General features: G+C 73.4%; 12 protein-coding genes. 8 read left to right on the plus strand and 4 right to left on the minus strand.

The features are described 5' to 3' along the window. Positions 1-83: 83 nt before the first annotated feature. The 3 genes from H9640_RS16470 to H9640_RS16480 all read right to left on the minus strand — a co-directional run bounded on the left by H9640_RS16470 (position 84) and on the right by H9640_RS16480 (position 6,031). Entirely contained in the window at positions 84-2,339 is a 2,256-nt protein-coding gene (locus H9640_RS16470) for a peptidase C14 (RefSeq protein ID WP_225227356.1), read from the minus strand. 56 nt (positions 2,340-2,395) lie between these two features. After that, entirely contained in the window at positions 2,396-4,672 is a 2,277-nt protein-coding gene (locus H9640_RS16475) for a peptidase C14 (RefSeq protein ID WP_318243815.1), read from the minus strand. Between the two features lie 297 nt (positions 4,673-4,969). Next, positions 4,970-6,031, minus strand: a complete 1,062-nt coding sequence (locus H9640_RS16480) for a GNAT family N-acetyltransferase (protein ID WP_191791859.1) — start codon at positions 6,029-6,031, stop codon at positions 4,970-4,972. Between the two features lie 405 nt (positions 6,032-6,436). Between H9640_RS16480 and H9640_RS16485 the strand changes: the two genes are divergently transcribed. Further along, a complete protein-coding gene (locus H9640_RS16485; protein WP_191791860.1) occupies positions 6,437-6,928 on the plus strand; it encodes a hypothetical protein in 492 nt (163 codons plus the stop codon). A 28-nt stretch (positions 6,929-6,956) separates the two neighbouring features. Here H9640_RS16485 and H9640_RS16490 read toward each other — a convergent pair whose 3' ends face one another. Next, entirely contained in the window at positions 6,957-7,661 is a 705-nt protein-coding gene (locus H9640_RS16490; protein WP_191791861.1) for a GntR family transcriptional regulator, read from the minus strand. A gap of 218 nt (positions 7,662-7,879) precedes the next feature. Between H9640_RS16490 and H9640_RS16495 the strand changes: the two genes are divergently transcribed. From H9640_RS16495 to H9640_RS16525, 7 genes are all read left to right on the plus strand, one after another. Then, a complete protein-coding gene (locus H9640_RS16495; protein WP_191791862.1) occupies positions 7,880-9,556 on the plus strand; it encodes a hypothetical protein in 1,677 nt (558 codons plus the stop codon). Next, positions 9,553-10,365: an SDR family NAD(P)-dependent oxidoreductase gene (locus H9640_RS16500; RefSeq protein ID WP_191791863.1), complete on the plus strand. Its 813-nt coding sequence runs from the start codon at positions 9,553-9,555 to the stop codon at positions 10,363-10,365. Before H9640_RS16495 ends, H9640_RS16500 begins: the two co-directional genes overlap by 4 nt. Further along, complete coding sequence (locus H9640_RS16505) at positions 10,362-11,687, plus strand: enolase C-terminal domain-like protein (protein ID WP_191791864.1); 1,326 nt, start codon at positions 10,362-10,364, stop codon at positions 11,685-11,687. Before H9640_RS16500 ends, H9640_RS16505 begins: the two co-directional genes overlap by 4 nt. Further along, a complete protein-coding gene (locus tag H9640_RS16510) occupies positions 11,684-12,607 on the plus strand; it encodes an SDR family NAD(P)-dependent oxidoreductase (RefSeq protein ID WP_191791865.1) in 924 nt (307 codons plus the stop codon). The genes H9640_RS16505 and H9640_RS16510 overlap by 4 nt, the downstream gene beginning before the upstream one ends. A gap of 54 nt (positions 12,608-12,661) precedes the next feature. Then, positions 12,662-12,994, plus strand: a complete 333-nt coding sequence (locus tag H9640_RS16515) for an ArsR/SmtB family transcription factor (RefSeq protein WP_056649628.1) — start codon at positions 12,662-12,664, stop codon at positions 12,992-12,994. Then, the gene (locus H9640_RS16520) at positions 12,991-13,779 is read left to right on the plus strand and encodes a cation transporter (RefSeq protein ID WP_191791899.1); all 789 of its coding nucleotides are present in this window, start codon (positions 12,991-12,993) and stop codon (positions 13,777-13,779) included. The genes H9640_RS16515 and H9640_RS16520 overlap by 4 nt, the downstream gene beginning before the upstream one ends. A 112-nt stretch (positions 13,780-13,891) precedes the next feature. Further along, positions 13,892-14,389 (plus strand): DUF1269 domain-containing protein, encoded by a 498-nt coding sequence (locus H9640_RS16525; protein ID WP_191791866.1) that lies wholly within the window; start codon positions 13,892-13,894, stop codon positions 14,387-14,389. Positions 14,390-14,470 lie beyond the last annotated feature (81 nt).

Raw genomic sequence — 14,470 nt, forward strand, 5'->3', positions numbered from 1 at the left:
CGGCCGGTGCCGAGAACGGGGTTGAGGTCGTCAGGTCACGGCTGACGACCTCAACCCCGTGGTCGAGGCTTGGCTGGCCCGCGTCAGAGGATGAGCGTGCCTGCCGTCGAGACCGTCGGGCCGTCGGCCGGGATCGCGACGCGCTGCACGCCGGACTCGACGTTGCCGGTGTGCAGGAGGTAGGAGCCCGCGCCGAACGCGCCGTCGGCGAGCTGGAGGCGGCCACCGGTGAAGGTGGACCCCACGGCCGACCAGCGATTGATACCTGTGTCTAGCTTCACGTGACCAGTGTCACCCGACGCGGCCACCGATCGTGCACCGTCCAGGTTCCAGGTGACGGGCTTGTCCGCCTTCGCCCGGCTCAGGAACGTGCCACCCGCGGGTGATCCCTCGAGCCGCGCCCCGTCGCCGACCCGGACGGTCTGCTCGGCGGTGCCCGCCGCGACGACCGCGACGTTGCGCACCACGCCGCCACGGATCGTCAGGTCCCCCGACGCCGTCACGGTGCCCTTGCCCTCGGCCGCCTCGAGCGTGCACTGGTCCAGGACCACCTGGCCCGAGCCCGCGAACGACGCACCCTCCAGCCCGTTCAAGGTCGTGCGGACCAGGTGCACGGGGTTGGTCACGGTGGCCTGCGTGATCGGCGTCCCCGGCAGGACGTTGAAGCGCGAGCCCTCGATCACGTTGGGGCGCTTCGAGCGGCTCGACGCCTGCGACACGATCAGGGTGTCGTCGGCCTGGCAGCCGCGCAGCTGGACGCCGTCGGCGTTGACCCACAGCATGCCCGAGCCCGCGAGGCCCTCCTTGCGGATGACCTGGACGTCCTCGAGCGTCAGGTCGGTGACCTTGACGCGTGCCACGAACCACGAGCACACGTGCTTGCTGACCGTGATGCGCTTGGCCGACGAGCCCCACGCCGCGCCCGAGTTGGCGAACGTCATGAGCCCGGAGTTCCCGACGTACGTCAGGTCGTGCTCGTACTGGCCGTGCGTGACGAACGGGCCCTGGTCGTCGCCGTCGCCGTGGCAGTTCTCCACGAGACCGTACGCCGAGGCCGTCCAGTCGTTGAGGTGGCGGCAGTTCGAGGTGTGGCAGTCGGACACGTGCCCGTACAGGCAGTAGATCTGCTGCGTCAGGTAGCCCGCGCCGCCCCACGTGATCGAGGCCGGGTTGGCGAGCGAGCAGCGCGACGTCGTGAAGAACGTCGACCACCGGCGCATGACCAGGGGCCAGAACGTCGCGACCCCGTGCACGTTCTCGACGTCGCAGCTCACCGCGTACTCGAACGCGAGCGGGTGCGACCCCGTGTACTGGTCGCCGCCCGCGACGCCCACGAACGACAGGTTGCGCACGTGCACCTGCTGCACGGGCTCGACCTTGGTCCACGTGAGCGTGCGCCCTGCGGCGAGCTCCCAGCCGTTGAGGTAGTTGACGCGCACGTGCGTCGCGTCGACGATCTGCGTGACCTGGACCTGGAGCTGCAGCTCGCGCTCCCACTTGCCCGCGAGGGCGTTGACCTCGAGCGCGTACCACTCGCCCACGGCGAACTGCGAGGAGTCGGCGACCTCGAAGTCGTCGCGCAGCTCGGGCATGACGGCCGTGAGCTTGTGGGTGCGGACGTCGTCGGTCACGGTGCCGCGGAAGAACAGGACGGCCGCGAACGGGTCGTCCTGCCCGGCCTTCTCGATGCCCTCGGTCGTCATGGTGTGCCCGCCGAAGTCGAGCTCGAGGTGCGAGCGCGTGAACCGGTGGCGGCGCACGAAGTTGAGGTCGGAGTGCGCCTCGATGCGGCTCACGGTCGGGTCGTTCACGAGCGCGTCGAGCGCGTCGTCGGCCGGGGTGTCCTTCCCGAACAGCCCGAACCAGCGGAAGTCGGCCGTGCCGGTGTGGAGCGTGTGCCACCGCCCCTTGCCCGGAGCGTCCTTCGGGGCCAGCACGGTGCCGCCGTTGGCCGCCGCCTCGCTCTTCGCGTCGTAGCGGACCAGGCGTGCGGCGCCGTCGCCCGGCGTGGCGTGGCCGAGGAGCTGGACGACCGTCCCGTCGTCGATCTTCTTCGCGCGCCAGCCCACGAGCTGGGCGACGGACGCCGCGACCAGGACCTCGTCGTCGGGCTCGTCCTTCTTCAGGGGCAGCACGCCCGACGGCGCAGCGGCAGCGGGCGTGGCAGCGGCGGCCGAGTGCGTGCCCATGAGGGCGCCGGCGGCCACGAGGCCGCCGATCCCGGCGACGCGCAGCAGGTTGCGGCGTGAGGGGGCCTCGACCGTGGGGGCCTGGCGGGGCGAGGTCGGCGTCGTCGCCGGCTCGCCGGGGGTCTGTCCGGACGTGAGGAGGTTCGTCATCTGCAGGGGCCTTTCATCAGGGGTTCTTCCGGGTGGGCAGGGGGAGCTCGTGCGGTTCACAGCGCGAGCGAGTCGGTGACGAGGACGTGGTCGCCCTCGGGGAAGCCGGTGCGGTCGACGCCCTGCTCGACGCAGCCGGACTGGAGCACGCGCGTGGTCGGTGCCAGGTCGTACCGGCCGCCGCGCAGGCGCGTGCCGACCGCGGTCAGGGCGTCGGTGCCCGAGAGAGCGACGTGGGCGGTGGTCCCGCTCGCGGCGAGCGTCGCGCCCCGCAGGTCCACCTGGACCGTCCCGGGGCCCGCAGCCCGCGAGACCAGGGCGCCCGCCGTCGTCGTGCCGGAGACCTTCGCCCCACGGATCGTGAGCCGCTGGTCGCGGACCCCGCTGAGCTGGATGCCGGTCCCCGTGAGGGTCCCGCCGCTGATCGTGACGTCGGCGGAACCGACGAGCGCGGGAGCCGCGGGGGCGGCCTCGTCGGTCGAGCCCACGAACGTGCAGTCGGTGAACGTGACCGGGCCCGCGCCGCGCAGGATCGTGCCGTCGAACCCGGTGAAGCTCGTCCGGACGAAGTGGACCGGGTTGGCGACCGGCGTCTGGTGCAGCACGCTGGCGACGGGCAGCGAGAAGTGGCAGTCCTCGATGACGTTGGGGCGCTTCGACAGGTTCGACCGCTGCGCGACCGCGAAGAACGACGCGGTGCACCCGCGCATCTGCACGCCGTCGGCGTTGACGGTGAGGCTGCCCTGCTGGTCGAACGTCGAGCGCGCGACCACGTGCACGTCCTCCAGCGTCAGGTCCGTGATCTTGGTGCTCACCGTGAACCACGAGGCCACGTGTCCCTTGACCGTGATGCGCTTGGCGCTGATGCCCCACTGCGCCCCCGAGTTGGCGATGTCCATGAGGCCGCTGTTGCCCTGGAACACCAGGTCGTGCTCGTACTGGCCGTGCGTCGTGAACGGGTTGCCGCCCTGGTCGTCGCCGTCGCCGTGGCAGTTCTCGACGAGGCAGTAGGCCGAGGCCGTGAGGTCGTTGAGGTGGCGGGCGTTGTGCGAGCGGCAGTCCGCGATCCGCCCGTACAGGCAGTAGATCTGCTGCGTGAGGTAGCCCGCGCCGCCGTAGAAGACCGTCGGCGGGTTGGCGACCGAGCAGCGTTCGGTCGCGAAGAACGTGTTCCAGCGGCGCATGATGACGGGCCACCACGTCCTGGAGCCGTGCACGTCCGAGACGTCGCAGCGCACCGCGAACTCGTAGGCCACCGGGTGCGAGCCGGTGTACTCGCGGTCGTCGGGCAGCTCGCCGTCGAGCGGGCCGTCGTACGGCCCTGCCCCGACGAACGTCATGTTCCGCACGTGGACCTGCTCGACGGGCACGACCTTGCGCCACTCGAGCACCCGGCCCGGCGCCAGCTCCCAGCCGTTGCGGTAGTCGACGCGCACGTGCGCCGCGTCGACGACCTCGGTGATCTGGACGAGCCGCTGGAGCTCGCGCTCGTCGCGCCCGCCGCCCGGCCGGGGATCGACCTGCACGGTCCACCAGTCGCCGACCGCGAACGCGGAGGAGTCCGCGACCTCGAACACGTCGCGCTGGTCGGGCATGGTCTCGGCGAGCGTGCGCTGCTGGGTCACGTCCGTCACGGTGCCCTGGAAGAACATGACGGCGCCGAACGGGTTGTCGTGCGCGTTGCGCTCGATGCCCTCGGTCGTGATCGTCCGGCCGCCGAAGTCGAGCTCGAGGTCGGAGCGCGTGAACGTGTGGCGGCGCACGAAGTTGAGGTGGGAGTGCGCCTCGATGCGGCTCACGGTCGGGTCGTCGACGAGCGCGTCGAGCGCGTCGTCGGCGCTGCCCGTGGGGGCGTCGGCGCCGAAGATCCCGAACCAGCGGAAGTCGCCCGTGCCGGTGTGGAGCGTGTGCCACCGCCCAGGACCCAGCCCGGCCGCACCGAGGTCCTGCGGCGCCAGCACCGTGCCTCCGTTGGGGGTCGCGGTGCTCTTCGCGTCGTAGCGGACGAGGCGTGCGGCGCCGTCGCCGGGGGTCGCGTGGCCGAGGAGCTGGACGACGGTCCCGTCGTCGATCTTCTTCGCGCGCCAGCCCACGAGCTGGGCGACGGACGACGCGACGAGGACATCGTCGTCGGGCTCGTCCTTGCTCAGACCCAGCGGCGCGGCGAGCGCCGAGGGGGCGAGGCCCGTGGACAGAGCGAATGCGGTCGCGGTCAGCGCGCCCATGCCCGCGACGCGCAGCAGGCTGCGGCGCGAGGGGTCGGTGGGGGGCGTGGGGTCGGGGGAGAGGTCGGGGGCTGCCGTGCTGTCGCGGGCAGTCAGGGGGGTCTTCACGTGGGTCACCCTTCGGACGGGTCGATGAGACGGGTCCGTTCAGGCGTGGCCGACGCGCGGCAACGGGCGTGCGGGTGGAGTCCGGCGGGCCGGGGCTGCGGTCACCGAGGGACGGGGCGAGATGGACGGTTCAGGCTGTGTGCGGCAGGCCGCGACAGCAGGATGGATGCGCTTCGTTGCGTCCGGATGAACCGGGCATTTCCCGGAGATTAGGCCGGTGCTATAGCAATGTCAAGAGGTTGGTGACGACTCGCCAGGTCCGCCGGGCACGCCTGGGCAGCCGCGCCGGTGGCCGTCTCACAGGTAGTCGCCGGGCCAGTGGAAGCCTGCCGCGGGGCCGCCCGCCGCGGCGCGCAGGGCGTCGCTCTCCGCCGTCGAGCGCCGGACCGGGCGCAGCATCCCGGTCGCGTCGGCCACCGTCTCGCGTCCGCCCGGCGTCAGCAGCGCGTCGGTGAGCACCGCCGTGGCAGGGATGCGCGGCAGGCGCACCTCGGCGTGGGTCGCCCCGTGCTCGCGGGCCAGCGAACGTGCAGCGAGCGCGAGCACGTCGAGAGCGTCGCGATCCTCGGGGGACCGCGCCCCACCGTGCCCGACGGCGAGCTCCCGCACGCGCAGCACCTCGCCCTCGACCTCCACGACCAGGTAGCCCACGATCGACCCGTCGGGGCGTCGCGCCGTGAGGAGCTCGGCCGACGAGTACCAGAGGGGGATCCGGCGCCGCCAGTGCTCGGCCGTGCGGCGCGTGGTCAGGGGGGCGTCGTGGAACGCGTCGTGCAGGGCCGCGAGGTTCCGCCACGGGAGGTCGGCGCCCCAGGCGGGGAACGTCGTGCGGACGGGGGACCCCGTGTGCAGCGGCCGCTCGTGGCGAGCGACCACCCTGGGCGAGCCGGGCCGCTCGGGGCGAGCGGCGCCGTCGGGCCGGAGTGGGCCACGGGTGACGGGGATCTCGAAGACCTCCCAGCCGCTCGGGCGGTAGACGCCCGGCGTGCCCGTGAACAGGAGCGAGGCGTCCATGCCCGCAGCGTCCATGCGTGCGACCGCCTCGGCGAGCGCGAGGCGGACCAGGCCGCGGCCGCGCACGTCGGGCGCCGAGGCGACGTTCGAGACGCCACCTACGGCCAGCGTGGTGGCTGCCCCGTCGGGGCCGGGGAGGCCCACGAGCGTGCGCGGGGTCCAGCAGACCGAGGCGACGACGCGGTCCGCGGCGGGGGTGGGGCCGGGAAGGACCGCGACGACCGTGCGGTCGAGCCGGCCGTCGTCGGTCTCGTAGACGGGGACCATGAGCGGCGCGTCGAACGCGGCGGCCCACAGCGCGTACAGCGACGGGACGTCGGCGGGCGTCGCGGTGCGGAATTCCATGGGGCTCCTCGGTGAGCGGGGGCGCGTCGGTGCAGGTGGGGCGTGTGCGCAGGGCGGTCGGCGGCCTCGCCTTGACGGTTTGCTATAGCAAGAATAGTCTCGCATCCACGTTCTCGAGTGAACGATGCACGGCAACGAAGCACGTGCGAGGTCGGGCTGGACCTCGCACGAAGTGTCCATCCCTCGACCGTCCCCCTCGCCGCCGAACATGTGGTTGCGGTCGTGAATCGCCCCGATTCCGACGCCCACCGCATGTTCGAGGAGCGTTTTGCGCCTGTTCGACCATCGCCGCACCGTCCCCGGGGCGGTGCTCGTCGACCTCGACAACACCCTCGTCGCACGCAGCGTCCTGCGGGGGCTGCTGTGACTCCGTGCCACCCTGGTCTCGACACCACAGGAGGGCGCATGAATGAGCTGGGCATCCGGACGCACATGGAGGCGTCCGGCTCCGGCGTGCTGTCGTATCGCGACGAGTGGACTGTCGACGGCGGGACGCTCACCCGGCTCGTCGGTCGCGTGTCCCTTGCCGAGGGGCCGGGAGGGCTTGCGGCCCCGCTGGTCGACCCGAGCCCGTTCCTGCCGGCCACCGCGTCGGAGTACCTCGACGCGCTGCTCGGCGGCGGAGCCCCCGACGACGTGGGCCTCTTCGCCGACGGTCGGGTACCGCTGCTCGTCTGCCCGGTGTGCGCGGACCTCGGGTGCGGCGCGGTGAGTGCGCGGCTCGTGATCGGTCAGGGTGTCGTCGAGTGGCGCGACCTCGGCTGGCAGATCCCGCGCGACCGTGCCGACGACGAGGTCGAGGACGTGCCGTTCACTCCGCCCCTGCACCTGGTCTTCGCGCGTGACGCGTACGAAGCCCTCGTCGCGCGACTGTTGCTCCGCTACCGGCAGGCCTGAATCGGCGGCGCCCACGCCGCAGCCCCGGTCAGGCGCCGCCGGCATCCTCCGTGGGTTCCTCGGCGACGTCGCCGTCCTCGGTGTGGCTCTCGAGCCGTGCCGCGGCCTCGCCGATGTGCTCGGCCATGACGGCCCGCGCCCGCTCGGGGTCGCCGCTCGCGATCGCGTCGATGATGAGGTTGTGCGTCTCGGCGTGCGCGACGCGGGCCTCGGGGTCCAGCGCGACGTTCGCGGCGCGCAGGAAGCCCGTGATCCGGGAGCGGAGCTGGGACGTGATGGTCATGAGCATGCGGTGGTCGGCGAGCTCCCAGAGCTGCTCGTGGAAGCGGCGGTCGAGCTCGAACACGCGCGCCGAGCTGCCGCGCTCGGCGGCGTCGACCATCTGCTGCACGGTCTTGCGCAGGCGGGCCTCGGTCTTGGCGTCCCACTCGGCCTGGACGCGCACGACGACGAACTGCTCCAGGAGCGTGCGCAAGCTCGAGATCTCCTCGAGGTCGCGGCTCGTGAGGGCGGCGACGCGGGCGCCCCGGTGGGGGAGGCGTTCGACGAGCCCTTCCTCGGTGAGGCGGGTCAGGGCCTCGCGCACGGGGATGTGGCTCGTGCCGAGGCGTTCGGCGAGCTTGCGCTCGACGAGGCGCGAACCGGGCGCGAGGTCGCCGCTGAAGATCGCCTCTCGCAGCTCGACGGTCACGCGGTCGGCGACGTTCAGGTCGGGCACGCTCTTGAGCGCCATGGGTTCTCCGTAGTGTTCTGCGGTCCGATCCGGGAGGTGCCCCGAAGGATAGCGGTCGGCGAACTGGGCCCGGCTGCCCGCCCGCGGTGCGTGCCGGGGCGAGGGCTGTGCGGGGCGCACCGTTGTGCCACCATCGAGGCGAAGGGCCACCGGACGGCTTGCCCCCTCCCTACATGCTATAGCATTCGAGGGTTGACGCACAGGCTCGAGGAGGATCCATGGTGTCCCTGCACGACCAGGTGAAGGTGCCTGGTTTCCGCGGACTGGCGGGCGTCGCCCGCCGAGACGTCACGCCGCCCGTGGGCATCCGCGCCCGCAACTGGGGGCCCGCCGACTGGAACGCCTCGCAGGGCACGCACCGCGCGATGACCCTCACCGCGATCGCCCTCGGGCAGGAGACGCCCGGCAGCGCGTCGTCGCGCCCCACGCCCGACGGCGCCGCGCGCCCCGGGCAGGTCAGCACGCCCGACGGCGCCGCTCACCCCGAGCCCCCTGCTCCCCCTGAGCACCCCGATGTTCCCCACGCCGAACCACTCGTGATGATCACCGTGGACGCCACGTGGTGGCGCCGCGTCGACGACGAGCGCGGCGTCCGGGACGCGGTCCTCGCAGGCCTCGGCCTGCCGCCCGAGCGGCTGCTCGTCTCGTTGTCCCACACGCACGCAGGCCCGGTGCTGTGCAGCCACGACGCCGACCTCGAGGGCGGCGAGCTCGTCCCCGCCTACCTCGAGCACCTCGCGGCGCGGGCCGTCGACGCGGGCCGCGAGGCCGTCGCCTCGCTCGCCCCCGCGACGCTCGAGTGGACGACCGGGCGCTGCTCGCTCGCGGCCGACCGCGAGCTGATCCTCGGCGCGGGCGGGTCGCACGGCGAACCCGTCGTCACGGCACCCGACGCGTCCGGTGCCACGGCGTCCGCCGGTCCCGGCGCCCCGGCGGACGTGACCGAGGACTTCGGGCTCCCCGTGATCGGCTTCAACCCGACGGTTCCGCGGGCCGCCGTCGATGACACCGTCGTGGTCGGCCGCCTCAGCCGGATCGAGCCCGGGCCCCCCGGAGAGCCCCTGCCGACCACGACGCCCCTCGCGACCATCGTCAACTATGCGTGCCACCCCACGACGCTCGCGTGGCAGAACACCCTGGTCTCCCCGGACTACGTGGGCGCGATGCGCGACCTCGTCGAGGAGTCGACCGGGGCCCCCGTCGCGTTCTTCCAGGGCGCCTCGGGCGAGCTGGCCCCGCGCGAGCAGTACACGGGGGACGTGGCGGTCGCCGACCGGCACGGCACCTCGCTGGGGCACGCGGTCCTCGCGGCGCTCGCCGAGCTGCCGCCGCCCGGCACGGCTCTCGAGCTCACGCACGTCGTGCAGTCCGGAGCGCCGCTGGGCATGTGGGAGCCGCGCCCCGCCGAGGGCTCACGCGTCCTGCGCGCGGTGAGCGACGTCGTCGTGCTGGAGCTGCGGGACCTGCCGAGCCTCGCGCAGATGGAGGCCGAGTGGGCCGACATCGACCCGCGCAGCCGCGACGAGCGGCTGCGTCGCGCGCGCAACCTGCGCGACGGCTACGTGACCGGCCCGACCGTCGAGCACCCCACGTGGGTGTGGCAGATCGGGGACGGGTTCCTCGTCGCGCACCCGGGCGAGGCCTACTCGCGCTTCCAGCGCACTGTCCGCGAGCACGCGGGCGACCGTCCGGTCGTGGTCGCGAACCTGACCAACGGCCCCGGCTTCGTGTACCTGCCGACCGACCAGGCGTACGTGCGGGGCGCCTACCAGGCGTGGCAGTCGCCGCTCGCGCCCGGCTCGCTCGCACGGCTCGAGCAGCACGCGAACCACCTCATCGACACCCTGACGGCGGCGACGCCGGCACCCGCGCAGACTTCCACGGAGGACCAGTGAGCACCACGACCACCCCGACCGGCACGCCCGCGGGCAACCCGCTCCGCACCGCGATCGTCACGGGCGGCGCCGCGGGCATCGGCCGACAGATCGCCGAGAGGCTCGCGGCGGACGGCCACCGCGTGGTGTGCGCGGACGTCGTCCAGCACGACCTGCCCGCGCTCGACCTTGCGGCCCTGCCCGCCGAGCCGAGCCTGGTCTGGATGCCCCTCGACGTCACGGACCACGCGGCCGTGGGGGCGGCGTTCGACGCGGTCGCCGCCGCGACGGGCAGCATCGACGTCCTGGTCAACAACGCCGGGATCCAGCGTCACCGCGGCATCGAGGACCTGAGCTGGGACGAGTGGAAGGCCGTGGTCGACGTCAACCTGCACGGCGTCTTCACCTGCCTCCAGGCTGCGGGGCGGCACATGCTCGCCGCGGGCCGCGGCGCGATCGTCAACATCTCGTCGGTCTCGGCGCGCGGCTCCGCGGGCCGGGCCCCGTACTCGACGACCAAGGCGGCCGTGATCGGCCTGACCTCGACCGCGGGGGCCGAGTGGGCCGCGCGCGGGGTGCGGGTCAACGCGGTCGCGCCCGGGTACATCGACACGGGCGTCTTCCGCCAGGGCGTCGCGGCCGGGACGCTCAAGGAGGAGACGATCCTCGCGCGCATCCCTGCGGGCCGCCTCGCCGACGCCTCGGAGATCGCGAACGCCGTGAGCTGGCTCGTGTCCGACCAGTCGCAGTACGTGATCGGCCAGACCCTCTACGTCGACGGCGGGTTCATCGTCGACTACGGCGTCCCGCTCGCGAAGAAGCCGGAATGACGAGCCGAGCAACGAGCCCGGGCGGGCTCGCGCGCATCACCGAGGTCCGCACGTCGACGACCGTGGTCGCCCTGCCGCAGCCCCTGCAGCTCGGGGCCATGACGGTCACGCGCCGCGAGTACGTGGGCGTCCAGGTCCGAGCGGTGCTGCCGGACGGCACCGAGGTCACGGGCGTCTCGTACGCCCTGACGCGCGAGGCGCCCATGGCCGAGATCGTCGAGCGCCTCGTCGCACCGCACGTCGTGGGCCGCGACCTCCCGGTCGACGACCCGGCCGCGGGGGTGCGGGCGGCGTGGGACGCCGCGCTGCGCGGCTCGGCGATCGTGGGGCGCGTGGGCCTGGTGCGTCGGGCGATCGGTCTGGTCGACGTCGCGCTGTGGGACGTCGCGGGCAAGGTCGCGGGCGTCCCGGTGTGGCGCCTCCTGGAGTCCGGCCCGGTCGCGCCCTCGGCCCGCCCGGCGATCCTCGTCGCGGCCTACCCGACCCCGGGACGTACGGCCCGCGCCGTCGCCGACGAGGTGCTCGACCGTGCCCGCGCCGGCTGGCCGCTGCTCAAGATCTCCCGATCCCCCGACCGCGACCTCATGCGCGACCTGCTTGCGATCCTTCGCGCCGAGCTGCCCGGGGTGACGGGCCGTGAGACCGAGGCCGGTCGCAGCGGTGTCGTCGTGGACGTGGGCTTCGGCTGGCGCGACGCGGACGAGGCGCTCGCGGACCTCGACGCCTGGGGGATCGGCGCTCCCGCAGGGGCCGGAGCGCCTGCGCTCGCCTGGCTCGAGGACCCCGTGCTGCCTGAGGACGCCGACGGCGCCGCGCGCATCCGTGAGGTCACGGGACTGCCGCTCGCGATCGGCGACGAGGTCACGGACCCCGAGGTCTTCGCGCGGCTCGCTGCGCTCGGTGCGCTCGACGTGGCGCGCGTGGACGTGGTCGGGATCGGCGGCCTCACGGCGGCCGACCCCCTGGTCCGGTCGTGGCAGGACGCGGGGCTCGTGACGTCGAGCCACGTGTACCCCGAGGTCAGCGTGCACCTCGGTGGCGCCCAGGGGATCGGGGTCGAGACGTTCGAGCGCTCGCCGCAGGGCAACCCCTACGACCCGGCGCCGCTGCTCGTCGAGGGCGGCCCCGAGTTCTCGGCCGGCACGGCGCTGCCGCCCGAGGTCCCCGGCCTGGGCTTCACCCTCTCGCCCACGTACTTCACGTTCGAGCCCGACCCCTCGCTGCCGAGCATGCGGTTGGCGTCCGAAACGGGCCCCGGGACGACGCCAACCGCATGCCCGACCGACGACAACCGCATGCTCGGCGACCAGGAGGACCGATGACCGACCCGACCAGCACGCCCCGGGCGGGCTCCGCCGTCGGGCACGACGACGAGCGAGGACCGGTGTCCGCCCAGAACCCGACCGGACAAGCCTCCGTGCCAGGACCAGCCGCGACCCGCAGCGTCGTGGTGACCGGGAGCGGCAAGGGCATCGGCCGTGCCATCGCGGCGCGGCTGACCGCGGACGGCTGGACCGTCGTCGGGCTCGAACGGAGCGCCGGCTCGGGGACCGTCGAGGAGGGCGTCTGCGCGGCCGTCGTGCTCGCCGACTCGCGCGACCGTGAGTCGCACCGCGAGGCCGCGCGCGTCGCCCGGGCCCTCGCGCCGCTCGCGGGCTGGGTCAACAACGCGGGTATCACCCGGACCACGCCGCTGCACGCGCTCGGCGACCCCGCGCGCGCCGCGGAGATCGAGCGCACGGCACGAGACATCGTCGAGATCAACGGCCTGGGCTACCTCTGGGGGGCCGCCGCCGCGGTCGAGGCGTTCACCGACCAGGTGAGCGGCGGGTCGATCGTGAACGTCGGGTCGATCCACGGGCGGTCCTCGTTCGTCGACCACGCGGCCTACGAGCTGACCAAGGGCGGGATCGACGCCCTCGCACGCAGCGTCGCCGTCACGTACGGGCGGTACGGCATCCGGGCCAACACGGTCGCACCGGGCGGGGTCCGCACGCCGCACCTCGACGCGCAGATCGCGAACGCCGTCGACCCCGAGGCGGAGGAGCGCGGGCTCGCCGAGGGCCCGCCGCTCGGCCGCATCGCCGAGTCGGCCGAGATCGCGGCCGTGGTCGCGTTCCTGCTCTCGGACGAGTCGTCGTACGTCTCCGGTCAGTCGATCGCGGCCGACGGCGCGTGGACCGCGTCGTTCGGGACGCTGCCGCACGACGCCGGGCTCGACGCGCGGTACGGGCTCGACTGAGACCGGCTGAGTACACGCTTTTCTGGATTCAGGATCCCGTGTACTGTCCGACGCATGGAGACCGTCACCCTCACGCACACGGCAGCGCTCGCGCGTCTCGGGCACGCGCTGTCCGACGAGACGCGCACACGCATCCTGCTCACGCTGCGCGAGGCGCCCGCCTACCCCTCGGACCTCGCAGACGCGCTCGGCGTCTCCCGCCAGGTCATGTCCAACCAGCTCGCGTGCCTGCGCGGCTGCGGGCTCGTCGAGGCGATCCCCGACGGTCGCCGCACCTGGTACCGCCTGGCCGACAGCCACCTCGCGCCCGCCCTCGACGACCTGCTCCGCCTCGTGGTCACGGTCGACCCGACGTGCTGCTCGCCCGACGGGTGCACGTGCTCATGACCTCGGTGTCGATCGGTCCTCGGCCGCCTGCAGGCCTCGCCCCCGCCCGCAGGGCCCTCCTCGAGCGCCGCGTGCGCTGGATCGTCTCGGCGACGATCGCCTACAACGTGGTCGAGGCGGTCGTCGCGATCACCGCCGGGCGCATCGCGTCATCGGCCGCGCTCGTCGGGTTCGGCCTCGACTCGGTGGTCGAGGTGCTGTCCGCCGCAGCCGTGGCGTGGCAGTTCGCGGCCCCCGACCCGCACCGCCGCGAGCGGACCGCGATGCGCCTCATCGCGGTGTCGTTCTTCGGCCTCGCGGTCTTCGTGAGCGTCGACGCGGTGCGCACCCTGCTGGGAGCCTCCGAGCCCGACCACTCGACCGTCGGGATCGTGCTCGCGGCCGTGAGCCTCGCGATCATGCCGTTCCTGTCCTGGTTCGAGCGTCGCACGGGCCGTGAGCTGGGCTCGGCCTCGGCCGTCGCGGACTCGCGCCAGACGCTGCTGTGCACCTACCTGTCCGCGGTGCTGCTCGTGGGCCTGCTGCTCAGCTCGACCCTGGGCTGGACGTGGGCCGACCCGATCGCGGCCCTCGTCATTGCCGCCGTCGCGATCAAGGAGGGCGTCGAGGCCTGGCGCGGGGACGCGTGCTGCTCGCCGGTCGCCGGCCTGCACACCGATGTCGCCGCGGCGCACCACGCGCCGGGCGCACGCCACCAGAGCGGGGAGGCTGCGCCGTCGGGCACGGCCGCTCGCCCGGACGGCGCAGCGACCGCCGCGGACGGCTGCACCTGCTGCGCCGACTGAGCCCGGCTGAGCCGGCTCCGATGGCGGCCCCGGACGACCCGACCTACGGTCGAGGAGGACCCGCCCGGACCGGACGGCGTCCTGCGAGTACCGACGACGGAACGAGGCTGTGGTGGCAACACTGACCGTGTGGAAGTTCGAGACTCCCGAGGGCGCGCAGCAGGCGGAGGACGCCCTGCTGGCGCTGCAGAAGCAGGAGCTCATCCAGGTGCAGGACGCGGCGATCGTGTCGTGGGAGGAGGGGAAGAAGAAGCCCAAGACGCACCAGTCGAACAACACGACGGGCATCGGCGCGCTGGGCGGCGCGTTCTGGGGCCTGCTGTTCGGGATCATCTTCTTCATCCCGCTCATCGGCGTCGCGATCGGCGCGGCGTCCGGGGCGCTCGCGGGGTCGCTGACCGACGTGGGCATCGACGACGACTTCATCGACTCGGTGCGGTCCAAGGTGACGCCCGGGACGTCGGCGCTGTTCGTCATGACGTCCGGTGGGGTCATGGACCGGGTGCACGACTCGCTCAAGGCGCAGGGCATCCACGGCGAGCTCATCCAGACGAACCTGTCGGCCGACGAGGAGGCCAAGCTCCGCGCGGCCTTCGACGACGCGGTCTGAGAACCTCCGCACCCGCGAGACGTACGGCCCCGGTCCTTCGCGGACCGGGGCCGTCGTCGTGGGTCCGACCCACACGCAACC

Origin of the sequence: Oerskovia gallyi (assembly GCF_014836745.1) — a bacterium.
Taxonomy (GTDB): Bacteria; Actinomycetota; Actinomycetes; order Actinomycetales; family Cellulomonadaceae; genus Oerskovia; species Oerskovia paurometabola.

What these genes read in the sequence shown, in the direction of transcription:
- H9640_RS16470 (WP_225227356.1), bottom strand. Translation starts at nt 2,339, where the DNA reads ATGACGAACCTCCTCACGTCCGGACAGACCCCCGGCGAGCCGGCGACG.
- H9640_RS16480 (WP_191791859.1), bottom strand. Translation starts at nt 6,031, where the DNA reads ATGGAATTCCGCACCGCGACGCCCGCCGACGTCCCGTCGCTGTACGCG.
- H9640_RS16485 (WP_191791860.1), top strand. Translation starts at nt 6,437, where the DNA reads ATGAATGAGCTGGGCATCCGGACGCACATGGAGGCGTCCGGCTCCGGC.
- H9640_RS16490 (WP_191791861.1), bottom strand. Translation starts at nt 7,661, where the DNA reads ATGGCGCTCAAGAGCGTGCCCGACCTGAACGTCGCCGACCGCGTGACC.
- H9640_RS16495 (WP_191791862.1), top strand. Translation starts at nt 7,880, where the DNA reads ATGGTGTCCCTGCACGACCAGGTGAAGGTGCCTGGTTTCCGCGGACTG.
- H9640_RS16505 (WP_191791864.1), top strand. Translation starts at nt 10,362, where the DNA reads ATGACGAGCCGAGCAACGAGCCCGGGCGGGCTCGCGCGCATCACCGAG.
- H9640_RS16510 (WP_191791865.1), top strand. Translation starts at nt 11,684, where the DNA reads ATGACCGACCCGACCAGCACGCCCCGGGCGGGCTCCGCCGTCGGGCAC.
- H9640_RS16515 (WP_056649628.1), top strand. Translation starts at nt 12,662, where the DNA reads ATGGAGACCGTCACCCTCACGCACACGGCAGCGCTCGCGCGTCTCGGG.
- H9640_RS16520 (WP_191791899.1), top strand. Translation starts at nt 12,991, where the DNA reads ATGACCTCGGTGTCGATCGGTCCTCGGCCGCCTGCAGGCCTCGCCCCC.